This window comes from Streptomyces sp. PSU-S4-23 (genome assembly GCF_055632315.1).
Genome location: NZ_JBVMUU010000002.1, coordinates 4951908 through 4975282, shown reverse-complemented (window position 1 = coordinate 4975282; position 23375 = coordinate 4951908). Strand labels below are relative to the sequence as shown.

At 72.4% G+C, this 23375-nt stretch carries 20 protein-coding genes; 13 read left to right on the top strand and 7 right to left on the bottom strand.

Features of this window, described 5'->3' with window-relative positions:
• Positions 1-71: 71 nt before the first annotated feature.
• Complete coding sequence (locus ACZ79I_RS22800; protein ID WP_471499336.1) at positions 72-1520, bottom strand: amino acid permease; 1449 nt, start codon at positions 1518-1520, stop codon at positions 72-74.
• A 630-nt stretch (positions 1521-2150) separates the two neighbouring features.
• Between ACZ79I_RS22800 and ACZ79I_RS22795 the strand changes: the two genes are divergently transcribed.
• From ACZ79I_RS22795 to ACZ79I_RS22785, 3 genes are all read left to right on the top strand, one after another.
• Positions 2151-2885, top strand: coding sequence for a FadR/GntR family transcriptional regulator (locus tag ACZ79I_RS22795; protein ID WP_471499335.1), 735 nt, complete (start codon positions 2151-2153; stop codon positions 2883-2885).
• 77 nt (positions 2886-2962) lie between these two features.
• The gene (locus ACZ79I_RS22790) at positions 2963-4435 is read left to right on the top strand and encodes an APC family permease (RefSeq protein ID WP_471499334.1); all 1473 of its coding nucleotides are present in this window, start codon (positions 2963-2965) and stop codon (positions 4433-4435) included.
• A 111-nt stretch (positions 4436-4546) separates the two neighbouring features.
• Positions 4547-5170: a LysE family translocator gene (locus tag ACZ79I_RS22785; RefSeq protein WP_471499333.1), complete on the top strand. Its 624-nt coding sequence runs from the start codon at positions 4547-4549 to the stop codon at positions 5168-5170.
• Here ACZ79I_RS22785 and ACZ79I_RS22780 read toward each other — a convergent pair.
• Complete coding sequence (locus ACZ79I_RS22780; protein ID WP_471499332.1) at positions 5167-6513, bottom strand: glycoside hydrolase family protein; 1347 nt, start codon at positions 6511-6513, stop codon at positions 5167-5169. The genes ACZ79I_RS22785 and ACZ79I_RS22780 overlap by 4 nt on opposite strands.
• 196 nt (positions 6514-6709) lie before the next feature.
• Between ACZ79I_RS22780 and ACZ79I_RS22775 the strand changes: the two genes are divergently transcribed.
• The 4 genes from ACZ79I_RS22775 (at position 6710) to ACZ79I_RS22760 (ending at position 11130) form a co-directional block, all read left to right on the top strand.
• The gene (locus ACZ79I_RS22775; protein WP_471499331.1) at positions 6710-7729 is read left to right on the top strand and encodes a LacI family DNA-binding transcriptional regulator; all 1020 of its coding nucleotides are present in this window, start codon (positions 6710-6712) and stop codon (positions 7727-7729) included.
• Between the two features lie 156 nt (positions 7730-7885).
• Complete coding sequence (locus ACZ79I_RS22770; protein ID WP_471499330.1) at positions 7886-9229, top strand: ABC transporter substrate-binding protein; 1344 nt, start codon at positions 7886-7888, stop codon at positions 9227-9229.
• Between the two features lie 62 nt (positions 9230-9291).
• Positions 9292-10281 carry a carbohydrate ABC transporter permease gene (locus ACZ79I_RS22765; protein ID WP_471499329.1) on the top strand — a complete coding sequence of 330 codons (990 nt, stop codon included), beginning with the start codon at positions 9292-9294 and terminating at the stop codon, positions 10279-10281.
• A 6-nt stretch (positions 10282-10287) separates the two neighbouring features.
• Entirely contained in the window at positions 10288-11130 is an 843-nt protein-coding gene (locus tag ACZ79I_RS22760; protein ID WP_471499328.1) for a carbohydrate ABC transporter permease, read from the top strand.
• A 21-nt stretch (positions 11131-11151) separates the two neighbouring features.
• Here the strand turns inward: ACZ79I_RS22760 and ACZ79I_RS22755 are convergent, their stop codons facing one another.
• Positions 11152-12429, bottom strand: a complete 1278-nt coding sequence (locus tag ACZ79I_RS22755) for an ArgE/DapE family deacylase (RefSeq protein ID WP_471499327.1) — start codon at positions 12427-12429, stop codon at positions 11152-11154.
• Positions 12430-12843: 414 nt separating this feature from the next.
• Here ACZ79I_RS22755 and ACZ79I_RS22750 point away from each other — a divergent pair, with 414 nt between their 5' ends.
• The gene (locus ACZ79I_RS22750) at positions 12844-14796 is read left to right on the top strand and encodes an APC family permease (protein ID WP_471499326.1); all 1953 of its coding nucleotides are present in this window, start codon (positions 12844-12846) and stop codon (positions 14794-14796) included.
• A gap of 74 nt (positions 14797-14870) precedes the next feature.
• Here ACZ79I_RS22750 and ACZ79I_RS22745 read toward each other — a convergent pair whose 3' ends face one another.
• The 3 genes from ACZ79I_RS22745 to ACZ79I_RS22735 all read right to left on the bottom strand — a co-directional run bounded on the left by ACZ79I_RS22745 (position 14871) and on the right by ACZ79I_RS22735 (position 17998).
• On the bottom strand, positions 14871-16370 hold the full coding sequence (locus ACZ79I_RS22745; protein ID WP_471505149.1) for a HAMP domain-containing sensor histidine kinase: 1500 nt from the start codon (positions 16368-16370) through the stop codon (positions 14871-14873).
• A gap of 65 nt (positions 16371-16435) precedes the next feature.
• A complete protein-coding gene (locus ACZ79I_RS22740; protein ID WP_471499325.1) occupies positions 16436-17146 on the bottom strand; it encodes a response regulator transcription factor in 711 nt (236 codons plus the stop codon).
• Between the two features lie 372 nt (positions 17147-17518).
• Positions 17519-17998 carry a hypothetical protein gene (locus tag ACZ79I_RS22735; RefSeq protein WP_471505146.1) on the bottom strand — a complete coding sequence of 160 codons (480 nt, stop codon included), beginning with the start codon at positions 17996-17998 and terminating at the stop codon, positions 17519-17521.
• Between the two features lie 270 nt (positions 17999-18268).
• Between ACZ79I_RS22735 and ACZ79I_RS22730 the strand changes: the two genes are divergently transcribed.
• The 3 genes from ACZ79I_RS22730 (at position 18269) to ACZ79I_RS22720 (ending at position 20015) form a co-directional block, all read left to right on the top strand.
• Positions 18269-19042: an SDR family NAD(P)-dependent oxidoreductase gene (locus ACZ79I_RS22730; protein WP_471499324.1), complete on the top strand. Its 774-nt coding sequence runs from the start codon at positions 18269-18271 to the stop codon at positions 19040-19042.
• A complete protein-coding gene (locus ACZ79I_RS22725) occupies positions 19042-19209 on the top strand; it encodes a hypothetical protein (protein WP_471499323.1) in 168 nt (55 codons plus the stop codon). Before ACZ79I_RS22730 ends, ACZ79I_RS22725 begins: the two co-directional genes overlap by 1 nt.
• A gap of 62 nt (positions 19210-19271) precedes the next feature.
• Entirely contained in the window at positions 19272-20015 is a 744-nt protein-coding gene (locus ACZ79I_RS22720; RefSeq protein ID WP_471499322.1) for a tyrosine-protein phosphatase, read from the top strand.
• A 92-nt stretch (positions 20016-20107) separates the two neighbouring features.
• Here ACZ79I_RS22720 and ACZ79I_RS22715 read toward each other — a convergent pair whose 3' ends face one another.
• Complete coding sequence (locus ACZ79I_RS22715; protein WP_471499321.1) at positions 20108-21301, bottom strand: RtcB family protein; 1194 nt, start codon at positions 21299-21301, stop codon at positions 20108-20110.
• Between the two features lie 192 nt (positions 21302-21493).
• Here ACZ79I_RS22715 and ACZ79I_RS22710 point away from each other — a divergent pair, with 192 nt between their 5' ends.
• Both ACZ79I_RS22710 and ACZ79I_RS22705 read left to right on the top strand, forming a co-directional pair.
• Positions 21494-22303, top strand: a complete 810-nt coding sequence (locus tag ACZ79I_RS22710; RefSeq protein ID WP_471499320.1) for a DUF3558 domain-containing protein — start codon at positions 21494-21496, stop codon at positions 22301-22303.
• Between the two features lie 252 nt (positions 22304-22555).
• A complete protein-coding gene (locus ACZ79I_RS22705) occupies positions 22556-23362 on the top strand; it encodes a DUF3558 domain-containing protein (protein ID WP_471499319.1) in 807 nt (268 codons plus the stop codon).
• Positions 23363-23375: the final 13 nt, after the last annotated feature.

The window sequence follows — 23375 nt, the reverse complement described above, 5'->3', positions numbered from 1 at the left end:
CCCGGCGGCGGCGGTGCGGCCGAAGCGCCGCGCCGCCGCCGCCGGGCGGACGGGCCCGCCGGCCGCGGTCCCTACGACAGGGTGACGGTCTCGCGCCTGCGGCCCAGGCGTTGGCGGACCAGCGCGACGGCCACCACGCCCGCCGCCACCGCGGTGGACAGGACCACCTGGTCGCGGCCGCCCCCGTCGGCGGTGTCGGTCAGCATGTAGCCCAGCACGAACGTGATCAGGGCGATGGTGGCCCAGGTCAGGTAGGGGAAGAGCCACATCTTGACGATCAGCTTCTCCGGCGCCTCCCGCTGCAGGATCCTGCGCATCCGCAGCTGGGAGAAGCAGATCACCAGCCAGACGAACAGGGCGATCGCGCCGGAGGAGTTGAGCAGGAACTGGAAGACCGTGTCCGGCCACAGGTAGTTGAAGGCGACCGCGACGAAGCCGAAGACCACCGAGGCCAGGATGGCCGTGCGCGGCACGCCGCGTTCCGTGGTGCGGCCGAAGGCGGCCGGGGCGTCGTTGCGCCCGCCGAGGGAGAACGCCATCCGGGACGCCGTGTACAGGCCGGAGTTGAGGCAGGACAGCACGGAGGTCAGCACGATGGCGTTCATGATCTGGCCCGCGTGCGGGATGCCGATGGAGCTCAGTGCGGCGACGTACGAGCCGTCCTTGAGGATCGCCGGGTCGTCCCAGCGCAGCAGCGAGACGACGATCAGGATCGAGCCCAGGTAGAACACCGCGATCCGCCAGATCACGCTGTTGGTGGCCTTGGTGACCGCGCCCTGCGGGTCCTCGGACTCGCCGGCCGCCAGCGTGACGATCTCGCTGCCCATGAAGGAGAAGACCACCATCAGGACGCCGGTGAGGATCGCCCCCGGCCCGTGCGGCAGGAACCCGCCGTGCGCGGTGAGGTTGGAGAAGCCGCTCGCCGGGTGGTCCGAGCCGGGCAGCAGGCCGAAGATCGCGAGGGAGCCCAGCACGATGAACGCGGCGATGGCGACGACCTTGATACCGGCGAACCAGAACTCGAACTCGCCGTAGGAGCTGACCGAGGCCAGGTTGCTGACGGTGAGGACGATCATGACGATCAGGGCCCAGCCCCATTGCGGGACCGCCGGGATCCAGCCGGAGAGGATCTTGGCCCCGGCGGTGGCCTCGACCGCGAGCACCACGACCCAGAAGAACCAGTACAGCCAGCCGATGGTGAATCCGGCCCAGCGGCCCAGCGCGCGGTCCGCGTAGGCGGAGAAGGAACCGGAGGTGGGGTTGGCCGCGGCCATTTCGCCAAGCATGCGCATGACGAGGACGACGAGGACGCCGACGAGGGCGTAGGAGACGAGGATGCCGGGGCCCGCGGCGGCGATGCCGGAGCCGGAGCCGACGAACAGGCCGGCACCGATGACACCGCCGATCGCGATCATCGACAGGTGGCGGTTCTTCAGGCCCGCGCGCAGGCCGGAGCCCGCGGAGGTGTTCTCGGCGGTGGTCGCCGGGTCGGTGGCGGAGAGAGGGGGACGTGTGGTCATCTCGACATCCATCCAGGGAGGGAGTGCGGACGAGGACATGCCTCGGCGGGCCCGGGCGGGGATGACCGCACGGGTTTCACCGAAGGGGGACGGGGTGTGGAAGTCGGACGCGTCGCGGGTCGCGACCACGGCTGCCGTGCGGGCATAGTGGGTCGCGGCCTTCCGGCCCGTGTCCGCGGGAGCGGGCACGGGTGGCCGACAGGAAAATAGTTCACGACGATCGAAAAAAACAAGAGGCGTCCGCCGGGCGTCTTCTTCGTGACACCCGCACACCCCCGGCGCGCGGTGCGACGGAGCGCACAGCACCCACCTACCCAGGGGGCTTGTTTTAAGTGTTCACCATGCCCTAATTTTTCGAGCGTCGCGGAACCCCGTCGTCCGTCGTGGGCGCCGCGTCGTCCCGTCTCGCGTGTTCCGGCCCCGTGGGAGCCCCCTATGCACAACACCGCGGCGTGGTCGCGAGAACCACCCCTGACCTGGCATCGGCCACCCCTGCGCGACGGTGTCGACGCCGGGAAGCCGGCCCGGGCCGCCCGGCGGACCGAGAGCGGGCCCTGACCCTCCGGGGCCCGGCCGGACGGCGTCGCCCGCGGGCCGTGACCCCGCCCAGCAGGCCGTTAGGGTGGCGTCGTGGTGAATCCAGCGGGCAAGTTCGGCCCCTACAACCAGCCAGGCCCGGCGCGGCCGGCGACGGTCGCCGGGGTACGGGACACCCGTGTCCTGCCCGGCAGGGGCCAGACGGGATCGGAACTCGTCCGCTCGCGGATCGCACTGCGGGTGCGCCTGAGGTCCGTGTCACCGGGAGACCGGCTGCCGGACGCCGGCGTCCTCGCCGAGGAACTGGGGATCAGCGAGATCACCGTGCGCCGCGCGCTGGAGGGGATGTGCCAGGACGGCCTGCTCGACCGCCGGCGGGGGCGGGCGGGCGGCACCTTCGTCGCGCCCGGCTGGGACGCGGTCGTCGCCCTGATGCACGACGCCGAGGAGGCCGCGTCGCTGGACGCCTTCCACCTGCTGCTGGAATGCGGTCTCGTGGCGCGCGGCACGGGCGACGTCCCGGCCGGTCACCTCGACGGGCTGCAGTCGCTGGTCGACGAGATGGACCGGGCCGAGGACCCGGCACGGCTCCTCGAACTGGAGACGCGCTTTCATCTCGACCTCGCGGAGGCGCTCGGCGGCGCCGGAATCCGCGAGTTCGCCGCCGACGTGCTCGGCCGGCTGTGCGTGCTGCTGCCCGCTCCGGCGCCCGCGGTGGTGCGGGCCCGCAACCGCTGCCACGCCGAGCTGCTCAGCGAACTCGGCCGCGGCGCCATGGACCCGGCCGTGCGGGCGGTGAAGGCACACCAGCATGCCCGCCCGAGCTGACCTCCGGCGGCGCCGGCCCGGGTGCCGACGGCCCCGCGCACCCCTCGCGCCGCCACACTGCAGAAGGAGCTGCCGCCATGACTGACCCCGGAGCCGCCGGCCCGTCGTCGCCGCCGGGCCCCGTCGGCGGCACGCCCCAGCGCCTGCGCGGCGGCGTCCTCGGCATGGCGGACATCGCCGCCGCCACGATGGCCAACGTCGGCCCGGCCATGAGCTTCTTCTTCGGCTTCGCCTTCCTCGCCACCACCGCGGGTGTCGCCTCCCCGCTGACCATCGTCGCCGCGGGCATCGCGGTCGCGCTGCTGGGCAACACGCTCGCCGAGTTCTCCCGGGCCCATCCCTCCGCGGGCAGCTTCATCACCTTCGTCGGCAAGTCCTTCGGGCCGGTCAGCGCGGTGACCACGGCGCTGCTGGCCGGTCTTGGCTACATCATCGGGATGGCCGCCGTCATCGCGATCTCGGGCGGGTTCGTACAGATCACCCTGCACCACTACACCGGTGTCGACGTGCCGTGGATCATCTGGACGCTGCTGCTGACGGGGCTGTCGGTGGTGCTGATGCTGCGCGGGGTGGTCGTCTCCACCAAGTGGGCCGGCTACTTCTTCGGCGTGGAGATGGTGATGCTGGTCGTCGTCTCGGTCGCGGCGATCGCCGGGCATCGCGGCCACCTCTCCGCCGACCCGTTCCTGCCCGGTCACATCAGCCACGGTCTCACCGGCCTGGCCGCGGGCTTCCCGCTGGCGGTGTACCTGTTCATCGGCTGGGAGAACTCGGCGGCGCTGGCCGAGGAGACGGAGAACCCGCGCCGCAACGTCGGCCGCGCGGTGTTCTTCTCCATCGCGATCATGACCGTGAGCTACATCCTCTTCTCCTACGCCACGGTGACCGGCTTCGACTACGACGTGGCCAGGCTCGGCCACTCGCGCATCCCCTTCATCGACGTCGCCGAGGAGACGCTCGGCGCGCTGGCCTTCGTCGCCTACATCGGGGGCCTGACCTCCACCCTCGGCGTGCTGATCGCCGGCATCAACTCCCAGGCCCGCCTGGTGTTCAACGCCGGACGCGAGGGGCTGCTCCCGTCCTTCTTCGGCTATGTGCACCCCACCCGCCGCACCCCGACCAACGCGATCGTCACCTTCGCGGCCACCTCGCTGCTGATCATCGGAGGCTGGGGTCTGGGCCATCTGCTCGGGGCCGACGGCGGCCCGATGAACCCCGTGGTCTTCTTCACCGAGTCCTCCAGCCTCGGCTCCATCCTGATCCTGCTGGTGTACCTGGCGTCCAACATCGCCCTGCCGGTGTACTACCGCCGATACCGTCCGCAGGAGTTCCGCACGGTCCGGCATCTGGTGCTGCCCGCGATCGGCACCCTGGCCATCCTGGTTCCGCTCTACTACCTCGCCAAGCCGGGGCAGCCCGCGCCCTACAGCTGGTTCCCCGTCGCGGCGCTGGCCGCCCTGCTCGGCTCCATCGGCTACGCGACGCTCCTGGTCCGCCGCGACCCGAGCCTGGCCGACCGGGTCGGTTCCGTCGTCGCCGACGCGGAGTGAGCGGGCGCCGCACCGCTTTGTGAACGCGCGCCCCCGCCCGCTCGGCCGGTGCCACGACCCGGCCGGGCAGACGACTTGTGAGGCGTCCGGGCGCCCCGTGATGATGGCGCGATGCTGACCTCAGTGATGGCGTTCATCGGCGCGGCCTTCCTGATCGCGATGGTCCCCGGACCCAGTACGGCCGTGATCCTGCGCCGCGCGGTGGTGAACGGCCGCCGCAACGGCATGGCCACCGTGCTGGGCAACGAGTGCGGGGTCGTGCTCTGGGGCCTCGCCGCGGCGTTCGGCCTCTCGGCCCTGCTGCTGGCCTCGCAGCTCGCCTACGACGCGATGCGGATCTCGGGGGCGGCGGTGCTGGTGTGGATGGGGGCGCGTGCGGTGTGGCAGGCGCGGCGGGCCGGCGGCCCGGAGGAGGAACCGGCCGGTGTGGCGGCGGTGTCCCACGGCCGGGCGTACCGGCAGGGCCTGGTCACCAGTTTCGCCAACCCGAAGGCGGGCGTGTTCGCGGTGTCCTTCCTGCCGCAGTTCGTTCCGCAGGGGGCGCCCGTACTGCCGACGCTGGTCGCCTTCTCGGTGATCTGGGCCGCGGTCGACCTCGTCTGGTACCTGCCGCTGGTCTGGCTGGCCGGGCGGGCCCGGGATGTGTTCCGGCGGCGGTCTGTGCGGCGCCGTATGGAGCAGATCTCCGGGACCGTGCTGGTCGCGCTGGGCCTGCGGCTGGCGCTCGAACCCTAGTCGCCGGGGCCCGGCCACACCGCCGAGGCGTCGTCGCGGGCGGGGTCCGGCAGGCGGACCGGGCGGACGGGGATCGTGCGGGTGCGGCCTTCCGAGGACACCGTCCATGGGGCGGGGCGGCCCGAGTAGCACAGGGTCGTCAGGGCGAAGACGCCGTCGGCGTAGACCTCGACGTACTCGCCGATGGTCAGGATGCGCAGGGTCGCGGCGGGCTCGGCGAGGACGGTCTCGCCGAGCCGCGTGCCGTCGGGCCCGGTGGCCCATATTTTCCTGCCGTCGCAGCCGACGGTGAGGGCGGGCCGGCCGCCTACGGCGGTGTCGGTGCGCAGGGTGATCTCGACCCGGCCGGAGACGTCGAGGTCACCGACCGCGTGCAGCACGGGCCGCTCGGTCTCCTCGCCGAGCCAGTCGTCCAGGCCGGGCCACCACTCCAGGCGCGGTGCCCCGTCCATCGGTGTGACCAGGAGTTTCGGCTGGGCGAGCATGCCACGGCAGCGGTCGCCGGAGTCGGTGAGGCCGACGCGCCGAGGGGTGGTGTGCAGGACGACGCGGGAGCCGTCGGGCGCGGTGATGACGCGGGGGGCGTAGGAGCCGGTCGGGCCGAGGGGGCCGCGGCGGGTCCAGGGCCCGCGCAGCCGGGGCGCCGTCCATGCCTCGAAACCCCGGGTGGCGCCGATGGAGCCGAGCAGCAGCCAGCCGCCGTCGTCGAGGCGTTCCAGGACCGGGCACTCCAGTTCGTCGACGTCGCCCGGTGAGATGAGCGGCGGGTGCACGGTCCAGTGCTCCAGGTCGCCGGAGGTCGCCCAGCCGACGCAGCCGCCGGCCTCGACGGGCCGGGAGGCGTCGGCGGCGCAGACGACCATGACCCAGCCGTCCGACTCGTCGTCGGGTACGACGAACGGGTCGCGCCAGCCCATGTGTTCGCCGGTGCGGTACCACCGGGCGTCGGCCTCGGCCACCGGGCCCGTGCCGTGCCGGCGCCAGCCGGTCCCGTCGGTGCGGTCGGAGTAGGCGAGCCCCACCGACTGGAGGGGCCCGCCGCCCGGGGTGAGGCCGGAGACGCCGGTGTAGAACATCGCCATTCCCTCGCCGTGCCGGACGGGGTGCATGGTCCACACCGCCTGCTGGTCGAAGCGGCCGGGCAGGCCGTTGCCGAAGGCGGTCCCCTCGGGTGTCCAGCGGACCAGGTCGGCGGAGGTGGCCCGGCCGTAGGAGGTCTCCATCCGCAGATGGTCGAACTCGGCCGTCCACGGGCCCTGGAGATGCAGTACCGCGTAGGTGCCGTCGTCGTCGCGCAGCAGCGCGAAGTCGTTCACACAGAGGCCGGGCGGGGCGTATCGCATGCACATTCCTGTCGGCTCGCAGCGCTCAAACGCATGCGCTGACCAGTGACCGCGAAGGTCTCACTTCAGAATCGGGCCAAGTAAAACTGAACGCAAACGCTTGCGCAACAAGGCGACCCGGTTTACGGTCACGTCACTCACAGGTCACACCCACGTGAAACCCGAGCCGATGTCACCAGCGAGGAGGAAGAGCGCCGTGACGGTCAGCATCACCGACGTCGCCCGCGCCGCCGGAGTCTCCACATCCACCGTGTCCCGCGCGCTGCGCGGCCGGCCGGGCGTGTCGGACGAGGTGCGGGCGCAGATCGCGGCGGTCGCCGCGCAGCTCGGCTACACGGCGTCGCGGTCGGCGTCCAGCCTGGCCAGCGGGCGCACCTTCACCATCGGGGTCATCGCCCCGTACATCGGCCGCTGGTTCTTCGGCACCGTCCTCGACGCGGCGGAGAAGGTGTTCAGCGCCGCCGGCTACGACGTGCTGCTGTACAACCTGGGCACGCCCGAGACGCGCAAGCGCTTCTTCACCAGGCTGCCGGTGCGCAAGCGGGTCGACGCGGTGCTCTCGCTGCTGATCCCCGACGAGGAGGAGGCCGCCGCGCTGCGCTCCCTCGATGTGCCGCTGGCCTCCACCGTCGGCGGCGCCCGGGACGGTTTCAGCGTGGTCGGCATAGACGACCACGCCGGAGCGACGAGCGCCGTACGCCATCTGGTGAACCTCGGCCACCGCCGGATCGGCATGATCTCCGGAGCCAGCGAGCCGCTGCACTGGACCACCCCCGTCGCCCGCCGCCGGGCGTACCTGGACGTCCTGGCCGACGCCGGCATCGAGCACGACCCGGAGCTGGAGGCCGACGGCGGCTACACGGTCGAGGGCGGCGAACAGGCCATGACCGAACTGCTGGCCGCCTCCCGACCGCCGACCGCGGTGTTCGCCCAGTCCGACGAGATGGCGATGGGCGCCCTGCGCGCCCTGCGCCGCCACCGGCTGAGGGTGCCGGACGACGTGTCCGTCGTCGGCTTCGACGACCACGAACTCGCCGAGGTGATCGGGCTGACCACCGTCGCCCAGCCGGTCACCGGCCAGGGCGCCGAGGCCGCCCGGCTGCTGCTGGAACGACTCGACGCACCCGACGCCGAGCCGCCCGGCCATGTGCAGATGCCCATCCGCCTGATCCTGCGCGAGACCACCGCCCCGCCCAGCCCCCGCGGCCCCCGGTAGACGCCCGGGGCGACCCGGCGCACCCCGCTGACGCCCCCTGGCCACTCCCCACGCATCTCAGTGACGCCCCGGGGCATCCCCGGGCCCCCACCCCCACGCCGGAAGCACCGCCGTACCGAACCCTCACCCCAGCACCGACGCACGGAGGCACCCAGCATGACCGCCGGAAACAGAAGGTACCGTCGTACGGCCTGTACGGGCCTGACCCTCGCCCTGCCGCTGGCCGCTCTGGCCGCGTGCGGCGGAGGCAGCGGCGGCAACGCCTCCGCCGAAGCCGGCAGTGGCAAGGGCACGATCAGCGTCTGGGCCCACCAGGGCGAGACGAGCGAGGCGACCGCGCTGCAGAACGCGGTGAAGTCCTTCAACTCCTCGCAGAGCAGGATCAAGGTCGAGCTCAAGCTGATACCCGGCAACGACTACACCAAGACCATCACCGCCACCCCCGCCGCCGAACTGCCGGACGTCATGGAGTTCGACGGCCCGACCATGGCGAACTTCGTCTACACCAAGCGGCTCGCCCCGCTCGACGACTACGTCTCCGTCCGGACCATGGCCAACGCCACCGACGCGAGCAAGGCGCAGGGCGAGATCAGCGGCAAGCACTACGGGCTGGGCATGTACGACTCCGGACTCGGCATCTACGGCAACAAGAAGCTGCTGGACGCCGCCGGGGTGGCGTATCCCAAGGGCCTGTCCGACGACTGGACGGCGGCCGGGTTCACCGCGGCGCTCAAGGCGCTGAAGGCCGAGGACCCCGACGGCAAGGTCCTCGACATCCAGGAGGGCAACGGCCTGGCCACCGAGTGGGGCACCTACGGCTTCTCCCCCGTCGTCTGGTCGGCCGGCGGCTCCCTCCTCAAGAACGGCAAGGCGGAAGGCGCCCTCGACGCCCCGGCCGTGGTCTCGGCCCTGAAGACCTGGCAGTCCTGGAAGCCCTACGTCGACCCCAACACCGACGGCAACGCCTTCGCCAAGGGCCGCGTCGCGCTCAGCTGGGTCGGCCACTGGATGTACCCCGCGTACGGCAAGGCCCTCGGCGACGACCTCGTCGTGCTGCCGCTGCCCGACTTCGGCAACGGCCCCAAAAGCGGGCAGGGTTCCTGGGCCTGGGGCATCGGCGCCGGCTCCAAGAACGCCAAGGCCGCCGGCGCCTTCCTCGACGCCCTCCTCGACGACACCAACGTCACCGCGATGACGACGGCCAACGGCGCGCCGCCCGCCACCCGCTCCGCCCTCGCCAAGAGCACCCTCTACAAGCCGGGCGGCCCGCTGCAGCTCTTCGCCGACCAGCTCGCCAAGCCCTGCGGCGACCGCGCCGTCGACAGGTCCTGCATCGCCGTCACCCGCCCGGTCACCGCCGGATACCCCACCGTCACCGCAAAGTTCAGCGAGGCCCTGAACTCCGTCTACGGCGGCGCGGACCCCAAGAGCGCGCTGGGCAAGGCCGCCCGCGCCATCGACCGGGACTTCGCCGACAACGCCGGCTACCAGATCCCGTAGGACGCATCGGCCGGGGCGGGCACGCGCGAACGGCGCCCGCCCCGCCGGGAACAGGACCCCCCGTGAAAACCGTGGAATCCGCGCAGGCCGCGCCCCTGGGCCGGGACCAGGCCCCGCCCGCACGCACCGGCAGACCCGCCCGGCGCACGCGCAGGAACCGGGACGGGCTGCACGGACTGCTGATGTCCGCACCCGCCGTCGCCGGCCTCGTCGCCTTCGTCGGCGTCCCGTTCGGCTATGCCGTCGTGCTCTCCTTCTACAACGTGCGCCTCGGCTCCCCGCTGGCGCCGTCCTTCTTCGGGCTCGAGCAGTACCGACGCCTGTTCACCGACCCCGACCTGTCCGGCCCGTTCCTGCGGGCCCTGCTCAACAACCTGACCTTCGCCGCGGTCGTCGTCCCCCTGCAGACCGGCCTCGCCCTGATGCTGGCGATCCTGCTCAACCGCAAGCTCAAGGCCATCGGCGTGTTCCGGTCCCTGTTCTTCATGCCGGTCGTCTTCCCGATGACGCTGGTCGCCGTCATCTGGCGGCTCATCCTGGCCCGCAGCGACCAGGGCATGCTCAACTCGGCACTGCACGCGGTGAGTTTCGGCCACTGGGGCGCCTTCGACTGGCTCGGCGACACCGCCACCGCGATGGCCTCGGTCATCGTGCTGTCGGTGTGGCAGGGCGTCGGCTTCCAGATGGTCATCCTGCTGGCCGGTCTCCAGCAGATCCCCGACGAGCTCTACGAAGCCGCCCAGCTCGACCGCGCCGGCCGCTGGCAGCGGTTCCGGCACGTCACCCTGCCCGGCATCCGCGGCACCCTCGTCTTCGTCGCCATGCTCACCTCGGTGCTGTCCTTCCGCGTCTTCGACCAGGTCTACGTCCTCATCCACGGCGGCGGTCTCGACGAGGACGCCGCCCGCACCGTGATGTACCAGGCCGTCACCACCGCCTTCGCCCAGAACAACATCGGCCAGGCATCCGCGATCACCGTCGTCTTCTTCCTGATCGTGGTCGTCCTGACCGTCGTCCAGCGCCGCGTCGTCCGGCCCGACAACGAGGACTGACCCCCCATGGCCATGACCCGCGGGCGTGCGCGCCGCATCGCCGACTACGCCGTCCTGAGCGTGCCGGCGTTCATCTTCGTGCTGCCCGTCCTGTACCTGTTCCTGGGCAGCCTCAAGCCCTCCGACGAGGTGCTGGGCGGCCTGTCCGGCTTCCTGCCCACCCATCTGTCCTTCGACAACTACGCGAAGGTCCTCGCCAGTCTCGACTCCGACAGCACCGGCCACTTCTGGCGCTTCATGGGCGTCTCACTGCTCGTCGCGTTCGTGGTGGTCACCGGCGGTCTCTTCGTCAACTCGATGGCCGCGTACGGCATGTCCCGGCTGAAGTGGCGCGGCCGCGAGGCGGTCTTCACGCTCGTGCTGCTGCTGATGCTCGTGCCGTTCGAGTCGGTGGCCGTACCGCTCTTCTACATGTTCAACAACCAGCGCGACACCCTCTTCATCCAGGCGATCCCCTTCGTCGCCAACGCCTTCTCCGTCTACCAGTTCCACACGTTCTTCCGGAAGATCCCGCCCGGCATCGAGGAGGCCGCGCGCCTGGACGGTGCCGGGCCCTGGCGCACCTTCTTCGCGATCGTCGTCCCGATGTCGAAGCCGGCCTTCGCCTCGGTCGCGATCCTCACCTTCCTCACCCAGTGGGGCTCCTTCCTGTGGCCCGTGCTGATGGTCTCCGACCCGTCGGTCCGCCCCCTGCCCCTGGAGATGAGCGTCTTCCAGGGCCAACAGCCGCCGGACTGGGGTCAGATCCTCGCCTTCGGCGTCCTGCTGGTGCTGCCCGTCCTGGTGGTCTTCGCGTTCTTCCAGCGCTGGTTCGTGCAGGGCGTCGCCTCCTCCGCGGTGAAGGGATGAGCGACGGCGCCACGGTGAGCCTCACATCGTTCCGGCCGTCCGCAGCACCGTCAGCGCGAGCGCGCGGGCCACGGTCGCGGTCTCCCGGACCGAGACCCGTTCCCGCGCGCTGTGGGCGAGCCGTACGTCGCCGGGCCCGTACTGCAGGGTGGGGATGCCCTCCGCCGCGTACAGCCGCAGATCGCTGCCGTACGGAGCCCCGCGCTCCCGCGGCCGGGGGCCGCCCGTCGCGTCGGCGTGGGCCGCGGCAACCGTGTCCCGCAGGGGGTGGCCCGCCGGCAGCCGCCCGCTGGCGAACTGCCCGCCGGGCCATGTCACGACCGCAGGGTGCGTCCGCAGCCACGGGTCCGCCGCGCACGCCAGCGCCACGCACCGCTCCAGTTCCGCGCGGGCGGCGGCCGGGTCCTCGCCGAGCCGGACACCCAGCCGGCCCTCGGCGACCAGCAGGTCGGGCACGCTGCTGGCCCAGTCGCCGCAGCGCACGGTGCCGACCGACAGTGCGTACGGCAGGGGATACTCCGCCATCAGCGGATCGGGGTCGGTGTTGCGTTCCTTCTCCAGGGCGGCCAGGGCCTGGTGGACGGGTATGTACGCGTCCACGGCGCTCACCCCCTCGTCGCGGGAGCTGGCGTGCGCGGCACGGCCCGGTACCTCCACGCGGAAGGTGAGCGCGCCCGCGTTGGCCGTGACCAGGGTGCCGCCGGTCGGCTCGGTGATGACGCACGCGTCGCCCCTGTACCCGCGCCGCAGCGTGCCGAAGGCACCGAGCCCGCCGTCCTCCTCGCCGACCACGAAGTGCGCGGCGACGCGGCCGCGCAGCCGTGCCCCGCTCGCCCGTACCGCCTCCAGCGCGGCCAGGTGGGCCACGAGGCCGGCCTTCATGTCACAGGCGCCGCGGCCGTGCACGGTGTCCCCGTCGGTCCCGGCCGTGAACGGGTCGCCCGCCCAGCTCGCGGGATCCCCCGGCGGCACGACGTCCACGTGGCCCTGGAGGATCAGGGTCGGTCCGTCGGCGCCGTCCGGCGTGGCGGCGACCAGGCCCCATGCCTCGTCCCGGGGCGCCTCGGCGCCGGGGAAGCCGGGGTCGGCCCGCAGCGCCGGCAGATCCATGGACCACAGGTCGACGTCCAGCCCGAGCCGGTCGAGCCGCGCGGCCAGGTCGTGCTGGATCTCGGACTCGGCCGGGCTCCCGGTCACACTCGGGATCGCGATCAGCTCGCGCAGGGTCCGGGCGATGGCCGCCTCGTCGACGGCCGCCAGCGCGGCGGCCTCCTGGGCGGTGAACTCGGATGCGCTCATGCGTTGCCGCTCCTGTCGCGAGAAGCGGGACCCCTCAGGAAGCGGGACCCCTCAGGATCGTAAGCGGCACCGCCGGGGCACCGGGCCGGCATCGCGGTACCGGACCCGCGCGGCACGGCCCCTCGGGGGTGCGGAGGCGCGCGGCACGGCCCCTCGGGGGTGCGGAGGCGCGGCGGCACGGACGGTCGTACCAGTGAACCGGCCCGTCCGGCCCGCCCGCCGCGAACCGGCCGGCCCCGCCCCCGCGAACCGGCCGGCCCCGCCCCCGCGTGCCGTCCGTCACCCGGATGCCCGGTACGGCGCCCACCGGGCGGCGCTCGCAGGGCCCGGGGATCACTCTCCGCATACGCTGGTGAGGCGGTCCCTCGCCGGCGGGAACCGTTCGCACAGACACACGTCGGAAGAAGCTCGCCGATGGCCGCCACGAATCGCGCCCGCCCCAGCCGGTTGCGGGCGTGGATGCTGGAGGGGCTGTCCGACATGGGCAAGGGCGCCCCGCAGGCCCCGCACGCCCTGCCCGAGCCCCCGCACAAGGGCCAGCGCTGGTGGCGGGTGATGTGTCTGACCGGCGTCGACTACTTCTCCACCCTCGGCTACCAGCCGGGCATCGCCGCCCTGGCCGCCGGCCTGCTCTCCCCCGTCGCCACCGTCGTCCTGGTGATCGTCACCCTGGCAGGCGCCCTGCCCGTCTACCGGCGCGTGGCGGAGGAGAGCCCGCACGGCGAGGGCTCCATCGCCATGCTGGAGCGGCTGCTGTCCTTCTGGCAGGGCAAGCTCTTCGTCCTCACGCTGCTCGGCTTCGCCGCCACCGACTTCCTGATCACCATCACCCTCTCCGCCGCCGACGCCTCCACCCACCTCGTGCAGAACCCCCATCTGACCGGCCTTCTGCACGGCCGGCAGATGCTGATCACCTTGCTCCTCGTGGCGCTGCTCGGCGCCGTGTTCCTCAAGGGGTTCCTGGAGGCCATCGGTGTCGCCGTCGCCCTGGTCGGCGTCTACCTGGCGCTCAACGCCGTGGTCGTGGCCGCAGGGCTGTGGCACGTGGCGAGGGCCGGACATGTGGTCACCGACTGGACCTCCGCGCTGACCGCGGAGCACGGAAACGTCTTCGTCATGGTCGGTCTCGCCCTCGTCGTCTTCCCCAAACTGGCCCTCGGCCTGTCCGGCTTCGAGACCGGCGTCGCCGTCATGCCCCATGTGCGGGGCGACCCCGGCGACACCGAGGACCGGCCCACGGGCCGTATCCGGGACACCAGGAAGCTGCTGACCACCGCCGCGGTCGTCATGAGCGTCTTCCTGGTCGCCACCAGCTCCATCACGACGCTGCTGATCCCGGCGCAGGAGTTCAGGCCCGGCGGCCGGGCCAACGGGCGGGCGCTGGCGTATCTCGCGCACGAGTACCTGGGCAACGCCTTCGGCACGGTGTACGACGTCTCCACCATCGCCATCCTGTGGTTCGCGGGCGCCTCCGCCATGGCCGGACTGCTCAACCTGATGCCCCGCTATCTGCCCCGCTACGGCATGGCGCCGCACTGGGCCCGCGCCGTGCGCCCCATGGTCATCGTCTTCATCCTGGTCGCCTTCCTGGTGACCTGGATCTTCGACGCCAACGTCGACGCGCAGGGCGGCGCCTACGCCACCGGGGTCCTCGTGCTGATCAGCTCGGCGGCGGTCGCGGTGACCATCGCCGCCCGCAAGGCCGGCCAGCGCCGCTGGTCCGTCGCCTTCGCCGTGATCTCCGCCGTGTTCCTCTACACGACGGTCGCCAACGTCATCGAACGGCCGGACGGTGTGAAGATCGGCGCCTGCTTCATCGCCGGGATCATCCTCGTCTCGCTGCTGTCCCGCCTGGCCCGCGCGTTCGAGCTGCGGGTGACCAGCGTGGTCCTGGACGACATGGCGGAACGCTTCGTCAGGGACATCGCCAGCCGGAAGATCCGGTTCATCGCCAACAAGCCCGAGCGGCGGGACCTGGGCGAGTACCGCGAGAAGATCGAGCGGATCCGGGCCGACAACGACATCCCTCCACAGGAGGACTTCGTCTTCGTCGAGGTCACGGTCGGTGACCCCTCGGAGTTCGAGGCGGGCCTGAACGTACGGGGAGAGGTGCTGCACGGCCGCTACCGCGTCCTCGCCCTGGAGTCGTCCTCCATCCCCAACGCGCTCGCGGCCCTGCTGCTGCACGTCCGCGACACCACCGGCCGCATCCCGCACATCTACTTCAAGTGGACCGAGGGCAACCCGCTCGCCAACTTCCTGCGCTTCTTCCTCTTCGGGCAGGGCGAGGTGGCCCCGGTGACGCGGGAGGTGCTGCGCGAGGCCGAGCCGGACCGCACGCGACGGCCGCGCGTCCACGTCGGCTGAAAGGGCCCAGGGGTCCGAGGCAGTCGCCCCCAGGGCCTCACTCCGCGACGGCCGCCGCCGTGAACCGGGCCCCGTCACCCGTCCCCGGCCTTCGCCCCGCCGCCGACCGTGAACCCGATGACGGACCCGCCGCCCTCGCGCGGGAACGCGAACGCCGCTCCCCCGTGCGACGTCGCCACCGCCCGCACGATCGACAGTCCGAGGCCCGAGCCGGGCAGGCTCCTGGCGTCCGCGGCGCGGTAGAAGCGGTCGAAGACGCGGACGAGGTCGCTCTCCTCGATTCCGGGCCCGCGGTCGAGGACCTCGACGCGCACGCTGCCCGGCGGCCGCCCCGTCCGCTGCCCCTCGGGCTCCCGCGGCCGGGACGGGCGCTCGGGACCCGTGACGACGACCTCGATCGGCGCGTCGCCGCCACGGTCGAACTTCGCGGCGTTCTCCACCAGGTTGGACACCGCCCGCTGCAGCGCCGTCACACGCCCGTCGACCGTGGTGTCGCCGCTGCCGCGCACGACGACCTCCCGGCCGGTGCGGCGGCGGGCGATCTTCGCCGCGTCCTCGGCGACCTCGGCGAGCGTCAGCCGCTGCGGCGGTTCCGTGTCCGACTGGCCGGCCGCCAGGTCGACCAGCTCGTTGACCAGGTCGGTCAGCTCGCGGGACTCCTGGGCGAGGTCGGCGACCAGTTCCTCACGGGCTGCGGGCGGCAGCTCGTCGATCCGGCGCAGCAGCGAGATGTTCGTCCGCAGCGACGTCAGGGGCGTACGCAGTTCATGACCCGCGTCCTGCACCAGGCGCCGCTGGTCCTCCTCCGACTGCGCCAGGCGCCCGAGCATACGGTCGAAGGAGCGGCCGAGACGGGCCACCTCGTCGTTCCCGGTGACGGGCACCTGGATGCCGAGCCGCCCCGTGCGCGCCACATCCTCGGCGGCGCCGGCTAGCCGCACCAGCCGCCGGGTGATCCGCCGCGCGAGCCACCAGCCGAACAGCCCGGCCGCGGTCACGACCGCCCCCACCAGCAGGCCCGTGCGCTGCTGGAGGCTGCGCAGCAGGTCCTCGGTGCTGCTGAGCTCCTGGGCCACCTGTACCGCGCCCTGGCCTCGGCCGAGCGCGACGGTGGCGACCCGGTACGCGTCGCCGCCGACGCCCACGTTCCTGTGCTCCACCAGCCTGCCCGCCTCCGAGGTGTCGGCGATCCGCCGGTCGTCGGCGCCCACCGGCAGCGACGGCTCGGAGTGGTCGACGACCGCGCCGCCGGGGCCGAGCACCTGCACGACCGTGCGGCTGGGCCGGACGATGTCGTCGCGCGGGGTGTCCTGGTCCGTCTTCGAGACGGCGTAGTCGTCCGGCATCAGCTGCTGCTGGCGCACCTGTTCCCGCAGGTCCTCCACGACCTGCGCGAACACGCTCTGCTGGTCGACGCGCACAAGGCGGGCGGCGGCGTCGTAACTCAGAAAGCCGACGAGGACGGTGACACCGGCGGCCACGGCCGCGAACGACACCGTGAAGGTGGTCCGCAGCGACGAGATCCGCCGCAGCCGGGACCGCAGCCGCAGCCGGCGGCGCAGCCCGGACGGCAGCCGCCGCCACAGGCGCAGCCACACCCCGGCGCCGGCATCGGTGCCCGGCCGCAGCGGCGGGGGCACTAGTCCTCCCTCAGTACGTACCCCACGCCACGCACCGTGTGGATGAGCGCCGGGGCCCCCGGCTCGTCGAGCTTGCGCCGCAGATAGCCCACGTAGACGGCGAGGTTCTTGGAGCCGGGGCCGAAGTCGTAGCCCCAGATGCGGTCGTAGATGGTGGCGTGGTCGAGGACGATGCCGGAGTTGCGGGCGAGCAGTTCCAGCAGGTCGAACTCGGTGCGGGTGAGTTCCAGCTCACGTGTGCCACGCCAGGCGCGGCGTGCCTGCACATCCATGCGCAGCCCGGCCACGGACACCTGCCCGGTGGGGATCTTCTGGTCGTCCTTGGGGGCGTCGTAGACGGCGCCGTTGCTTCGGCGCAGCAGCGCCCGGAGCCGGGCGAAGACCTCCTCGACGTCGAACGGCTTGACCACGTAGTCGTCGGCGCCCGCGTCCAGGCCCGCGATCCGGTCGGCGGTCTCCACGAGCGCGGTGAGCATCAGGATGGGGGTGCGGTCGCCCTCGGCGCGCAGCACGCGGCACACCTGGAGGCCGTCGATGCCGGGCATCATCACATCGAGGACGAGCACGTCGGGCTGGGCGCGGTGGGCCTGGGCGAGGGCCTCCACCCCGTCGGCCACGGCGGTCACCTCGTAGCCCTCCAGCGTCAGCGCGCGTTCCAGGGCATGGCGGATGGCGCGGTCGTCCTCGGCGAGCAGCACTGTCTGGGGCACGCCCCCCAGTCTGCCAAGATCACCGCCGCGAACCACCTGGTGGGCCGGGCCGGGGGTGGGCTTCTTACCCGCCTCTCACCGCTGCGCGCGCGGCGACTTACCCGGAAGAGGCATTCTGTCGGCTATGTCAGATTGCCGCGTCCCGCGCGGGGCCGCGGCCTGCGAGCCCACCCGGCGCGCCATCCCAGGGCACGCCGGGTGTCGGGGCCGTCCGGCCGGTCCCGGTCCCTCCCCGGCCCGGGGCCGGCCGCGGCGGAAGGGGTGGGCCGGGAACGGTACGACGGTGGCGGCCCGCCCCTCGCCCACGCCGGCGGTGCCACGGCGGCACACGGTCCGTCGTGAAGGTCTGGGCGGGCATGAGCCTGACCGGGTTCAGAAGGAGTACTCGTCCCCGGTGTCGAGGGCCAGCACCCGCCGGCGGTCGTTGCGCGGCTCCCGGTCGGCGGCGCCGCCGTCCCACAGGGTGTCGATCTGCAGTCGCACCTCGTCGGCCGACGCGTCCGCGAGGCCCACCCGCAGGTGGATCTGCCGGCCCGCGCTGCCCGCGGCGAGCGGGCCCGTGTCGCACAGCACCGTGGCCGCGTTGTAGCGCGCGCAGCCCTCGGGCAGCCGCTGATGCTGCGCCAGCGGCCGGGACCAGCGCAGCCGTACGGTCGCGTCGAGGACATCGGCCGGACCGTGGTTCTGCGGGGTGAGCAGCACGTCTACCTGCCCGGCGGTCATGGCCACGACGCCGTGATAGGCAAGGTCGGCCTCCGAGGGCGCGGCCACCGCGGGCGCGGCCGCACCCGCCCACACGCTCATGCCCACCATCCCGGCCGCGCCCAGCGCGCCGGCGATCCGCATTCGCATTACGCCCACATCCTCCGTGTCGGCCCCGTTGATCACCGCATGTATCCCACGCACACGGCGCGACAGGCGCCGCCGGGCAGGTGAGTCACCCGCAGCACACCCGGCCCGGACACCGGAGGCCGGGGCAGCCACCAGGGCCCGGACGCCGGACCCCGAACACCGCGCCGCCCACCCTGCCGGCATCCCGCCGGGCCGCTTTCCCCGCCGCCTATCCTGGCGGAAGTCGTTCGTACGCCGTACCGACGAGCCCGCCGTCCGAGGAGCCGCCCCATGACCGCCGCACCACCCGCCGCGTCCCGCATCGCCGTCGTCACGGGCGCGAGCAGCGGCATCGGCGCCGCGACGGCCCGGCGGCTCGCCGCCGCCGGCTACCGCGTCGTCCTCACCGCCCGCCGCAAGGACCGCATCGAGGCGCTCGCGGAGGAACTCACCGCGGCCGGCCACTCGGCGACGGCGTACCCGCTGGACGTCACGGACCGTGCCGCGGTCGACGAGTTCGCGACGGCCTTCAGGACGCTCGCCGTCCTGGTCAACAACGCGGGCGGCGCGCTCGGCGCCGACCCGGTCGCCACCGGCGACCCCGCGGACTGGCGCCTGATGTACGAGACGAACGTCATCGGCACCCTGAACGTCACCCAAGCCCTGCTCCCCGCGCTCACCGCGAGCGGCGACGGCACGATCGTCGTGGTGTCGTCGACCGCGGGCCATGCCACCTACGAGGGCGGCGCCGGCTACGTCGCCGCCAAGCACGGCGAGCACGTCCTCGCCGAGACGCTCCGCCTGGAGATCGTCGGCACCCCGGTCCGGGTGATCGAGATCGCCCCCGGAATGGTGAGGACGGACGAGTTCGCGCTGACCCGCTTCGGCGGTGACGCGGAGAAGGCGGCGAAGGTGTACGAGGGCGTCGCCGAGCCTCTGACGGCGGACGATGTGGCCGACACGATCGCCTGGACCGTCACCCGTCCCAGCCATGTCAACGTCGACCTCCTCGTGCTCCGCCCGCGCGCCCAGGCGTCGAACACGAAGGTCCACCGGGAGTCGTGATGCCTGAACCGACACCGGCGGGCGAGCCCGAGCAGACAGCGGAGCAGCAGCGCCTGTCCCTGGAGAAGAAGCGTGAGCGCTACGTCTGGATATACCTCGGCTACTTCCTCTTCGGCATCCATGTGGTGGCCTTCGTGATGATCTTCGCCGTGCGCCACGCCAAGTAGAAGACCCCGAAGCGGAGAGCGAAGCGGAACGGCGGGCGTGCGGCCGCCTAAGGTCATCACCCGTGGACGGACACATACATTTCGAGCGCCTGCACAATGTCCGCGACCTGGGCGGCCGCGCGGCGACGGACGGCCGGCGGGTCCGCCCGGGCCTGCTGTTCCGCGCCGACTCGCTCGGCAAACTGGCCGAGGGCACGGACGACTGGGACCGCTTCCTGTCCCTCGGCGTCCGCACGGTCGTGGACCTCCGCTACCCGTGGGAGATCGAGCGCCAGGGCCGCGTCCCCGAGCACGCGTCCTTCGCCTACCACAACCTGAGCATCGAGCACCGCCCCTACGACCAGGCGGCCCTGGGCCCGGAGGTGGCCCCGGGCCCGTATCTGGCGGCCCGTTACCTGGAGGTCGCGGAGGACGGCGCCGAGGAACTGCGCCAGGCCCTGGGACTGGTCGAGGCATCGGCGCGGGCGGAGGAACCCCTCGTCTTCCACTGCGCCTCGGGCAAGGACCGCACGGGCCTGCTGGCGGCCCTGGTGCTGTCCCTCCTGGACGTCCCGGCCCCCACGGTCATCGAGGACTTCGCCCTCACGGAACGGGCGGCCCCGCGCCTGCTGGCCGACTGGCGGCTGCGCAACGACGGCCGCACACCGGCCTGGCCGGCCTACGGCCGCGCCCCCGCGGAGGTCATGCGGCTGTTCCTGACGGAACTGACGTCCCGCCACGGCTCGGTCCAGGGCTATGTGACGGAGGTCCTGGGTCTGGACGCCCCGGCCCTGTCCGGGCGGCTGCGCGCCCACCTCCTGACCTGACACCCCGACACCCGGGCACCCGGACACCCCGGCGCCCCGCCGACGGGACGCCCGCCAGCGGGACGCCCGACGGCGGGGCGCCGGGTCTCGGGTCAGCCCTTCACACAGACGACCTGCTTCAGCTTCGCCGCGACCTCGACCAGGTCGCCCTGCTGCTCGATGACCTGCTCGATCGGCTTGTACGCGGCCGGGATCTCGTCCACCACGCCGGAGTCCTTGCGGCACTCCACACCCCGCGTCTGCTCCTGAAGGTCCTTCGCCGTGAAGCGGCGCTTCGCCGCGTTGCGGCTCATGCGCCGGCCCGCGCCGTGCGACGCCGAGTTGAACGCCTTCTCGTTGCCGAGGCCCTTCACGATGTACGAACCCGTGCCCATCGACCCCGGGATGATGCCGTACTCGCCCGAGCCGGCCCGGATCGCGCCCTTGCGCGTCACGAGCAGGTCCACGCCCTCGTACCGCTCCTCGGCCACGTAGTTGTGGTGGCAGGAGATCTCCGGCTCGAAGACCGGGTTCGCCTTCTTGAACTCCTTGCGGATCACGTCCTTCAGGAGCGCCATCATCAGCGTGCGGTTGTACTTGGCGTACTCCTGCGCCCAGTACAGGTCGTTGCGGTAGGCGGCCATCTGCGGGGTGTCCGCCACGAAGACCGCGAGGTCGCGGTCGACCAGGCCCTGGTTGTGCGGGAGCTTCTGGGCGACGCCGATGTGGTGCTCGGCCAGTTCCTTGCCGATGTTCCGGGAACCGGAGTGCAGCATCAGCCAGACCGCGCCGGTCGTGTCCGTGCACACCTCCACGAAGTGGTTGCCCGAGCCGAGCGTTCCCATCTGCTTGGTGGCGCGTTCCTGACGGAACCTCACGGCCTCCGCGACCGACCCGAACCGCCCCCAGAAGTCGTCCCACACCGAGGTCGCCACCCCGTGGAACCGCACCGGGTCCACGGGCTCGTCGTGCATGCCCCGCCCGACCGGAATGGCCTGCTCGATCCGCGACCGCAGGCGCGAGAGGTCCCCGGGCAGGTCGTTCGCGGTCAGCGACGTCTTCACCGCCGACATACCGCAGCCGATGTCCACCCCGACCGCCGCCGGACACACCGCGTCCCGCATGGCGATGACCGAGCCGACCGTCGCCCCCTTGCCGTAGTGGACGTCCGGCATCACGGCAAGGCCCTTGATCCACGGCAGCGTTGCCACGTTCCGCAGCTGCTGCATCGCGGCGTCCTCGACCGTGGCCGGGTCCGTCCACATGCGGATCGGGACCTTGGCGCCGGGCACCTCTACGTACGACATCTCATCCTCATTCCCCCGGAAGGCCCATACTCATGACGAAGCGCAAAAACCGGCGCCAGGGTCGACGTAAGGGACAACGGACCGGCGTCCACGGCAGTGCGTGCGATACACATTGTCTGCGGGGGTCCACCCCACGCGGCAACCGATTAACCGGCGCCCGCACCGCGCTGAACCGTCGAGAGGAGCCTCACCGTGCAGCGGAAGGCGTACGTTCCGGGCGCCGCCGCGCTCCTCGCGGCCCTGCTGACCGCCTGCAGCAGCGGCTCGGGCGGCGGCGGCGCGGCCGGCGACTCGAAGGCGTCCGGCTCGGCCGCGGACGCGACGGCCGCCCAGCCCGGCAAGTACCGCACCCTCACCGACGCCTGCGGCGCGGTGAAACGGGACACACTCGAATCGCTCCTGCCCGGTCTGAAGCAGATGACCGACCAGGAGCAGCGCGACAAGGCGTACGCGGGCGAGGCCGCGCTCACCTACAGCAACGACCGCCGTTCCGGCTGCCGGTGGAAGGCCGAGGCCCCCGGCGCGACGGACCATCTGTTCGTCGACTTCGAGCGGGTGGTGTCGTACGACGGCGCGGTCAGCGACGACAGCCGCGCCCAGCAGGTGTTCGCCGCCGCGGAGAAGGCCGCCGGCCTTCCCGGGCCCGTTTCCCGCTCGGCCTCCCCGGACGGCGGCTCCGCGAGCACGAGCGCCCCGCCCTCCCCCTCCGCGTCGGCCTCCGGCTCCGCCTCCGCCGCGGCCTCGGGCAGCCCGTCGGCCACCGGAACCCCGGCCGACCTCCGGCCCCGCACGCTCGACGACCTCGGTGACGAGGCGTTCCTGAACGACCAGCAGGGCAGCGGCCAGCAGCGCACCGTGACTGTGGTGTTCCGCACGTCCAACGTGGTCGTGACGATCGAGTACGACGAACAGTCGACCACCGTCGGACAGGCCCCGAGCAGCGAGGACATGCAGGACAAGGCCAGGAAACTGGCCGGGGAGCTGGACGGTTCACTGGGCTGACGCGCGCCCGCCGGCCGCCCCGGCGACGGAACCGAACCGCACACCGCATGCGTCCCCACCGCGTACCGTGGCCCCTCGGACCCCGATCCGACCGCACGACCCACGAGCGTCATGAGTGAAGGAACCATGCACCGACCTGCACAGCGAGACCAGCGAGATCATCGAGATCATCGAGATCAGCGTGAGCAGCGGCCGGCCCGGCGGGGGCCACGCCTGAACCGCCTCCTTGTCTGCGCGGCCGCCGTCCCGGTGGTGCTCGTCACCGCCGGCTGCTCCTCGGACTCCGGTTCCGGCGGCGACGCGAAGCAGCAGGAGTCGAGCGCGTCTCCCGGCAAGAGCGCCTCGGCGAACGCCGTGCGGCCGGCGGCGTACGCGAAGCTCCCCGCGGCCTGCGCCGTCCTGCCCGGGAAGACCCTGGAGGAGCTGGTGCCGAAGGGGGCGAAGTCAGGCAAGGGGGGCAGATCGGAGGACACGGCGACGCGTGGGAGCTGCTCGTGGAGCAGCCTGCAGAACAACGGCGTCAAGGGCTCGCAGTTCCGCTGGCTGAACGTCTCGCTGCTGCGCTTCGAGTCCGACGCCACGCGCGGCCAGGGCGACAAGCTGGCGCGGTCCTACTACGCCAAGCAGGTGCAGGAGGCCCGGTCCGTGCCGGGCGCGCAGAACACCCGCTCGGAACCGGTCACCGGGACGGGCGACGAGGCGACCGCGGTGCGCTACGACCTGAAGAAGAAGGAAGGCGCCTTCAAGCAGCAGACCGTCGTGGCGCGCGTGGAGAACGTGGTCATCACGCTCGACTACAACGGCGCGGGCCTGGCCGGGGACAAGACGCCGAACGCCGACGACCTGACGAAGGCGGCGGAGAAGGCCGTCAGGGACGCGGTGGCCGCGGTGTCGGCGGCGAACGGGAAGGGCGGCGGCGCGGGCACCGCACCGGGCGCCTCACCGTCGAAGAGCGCCTCCGCGTCGAAGTCGCCGGCGAAGTCGCCGTCGCCCAGCGCGTCGAAGAGCGCCGCGAAGAGCGCCTCCCCGACGGCCTCCTCGGGCACCGGGAAGAGCTGACCTTCTTCCGCCG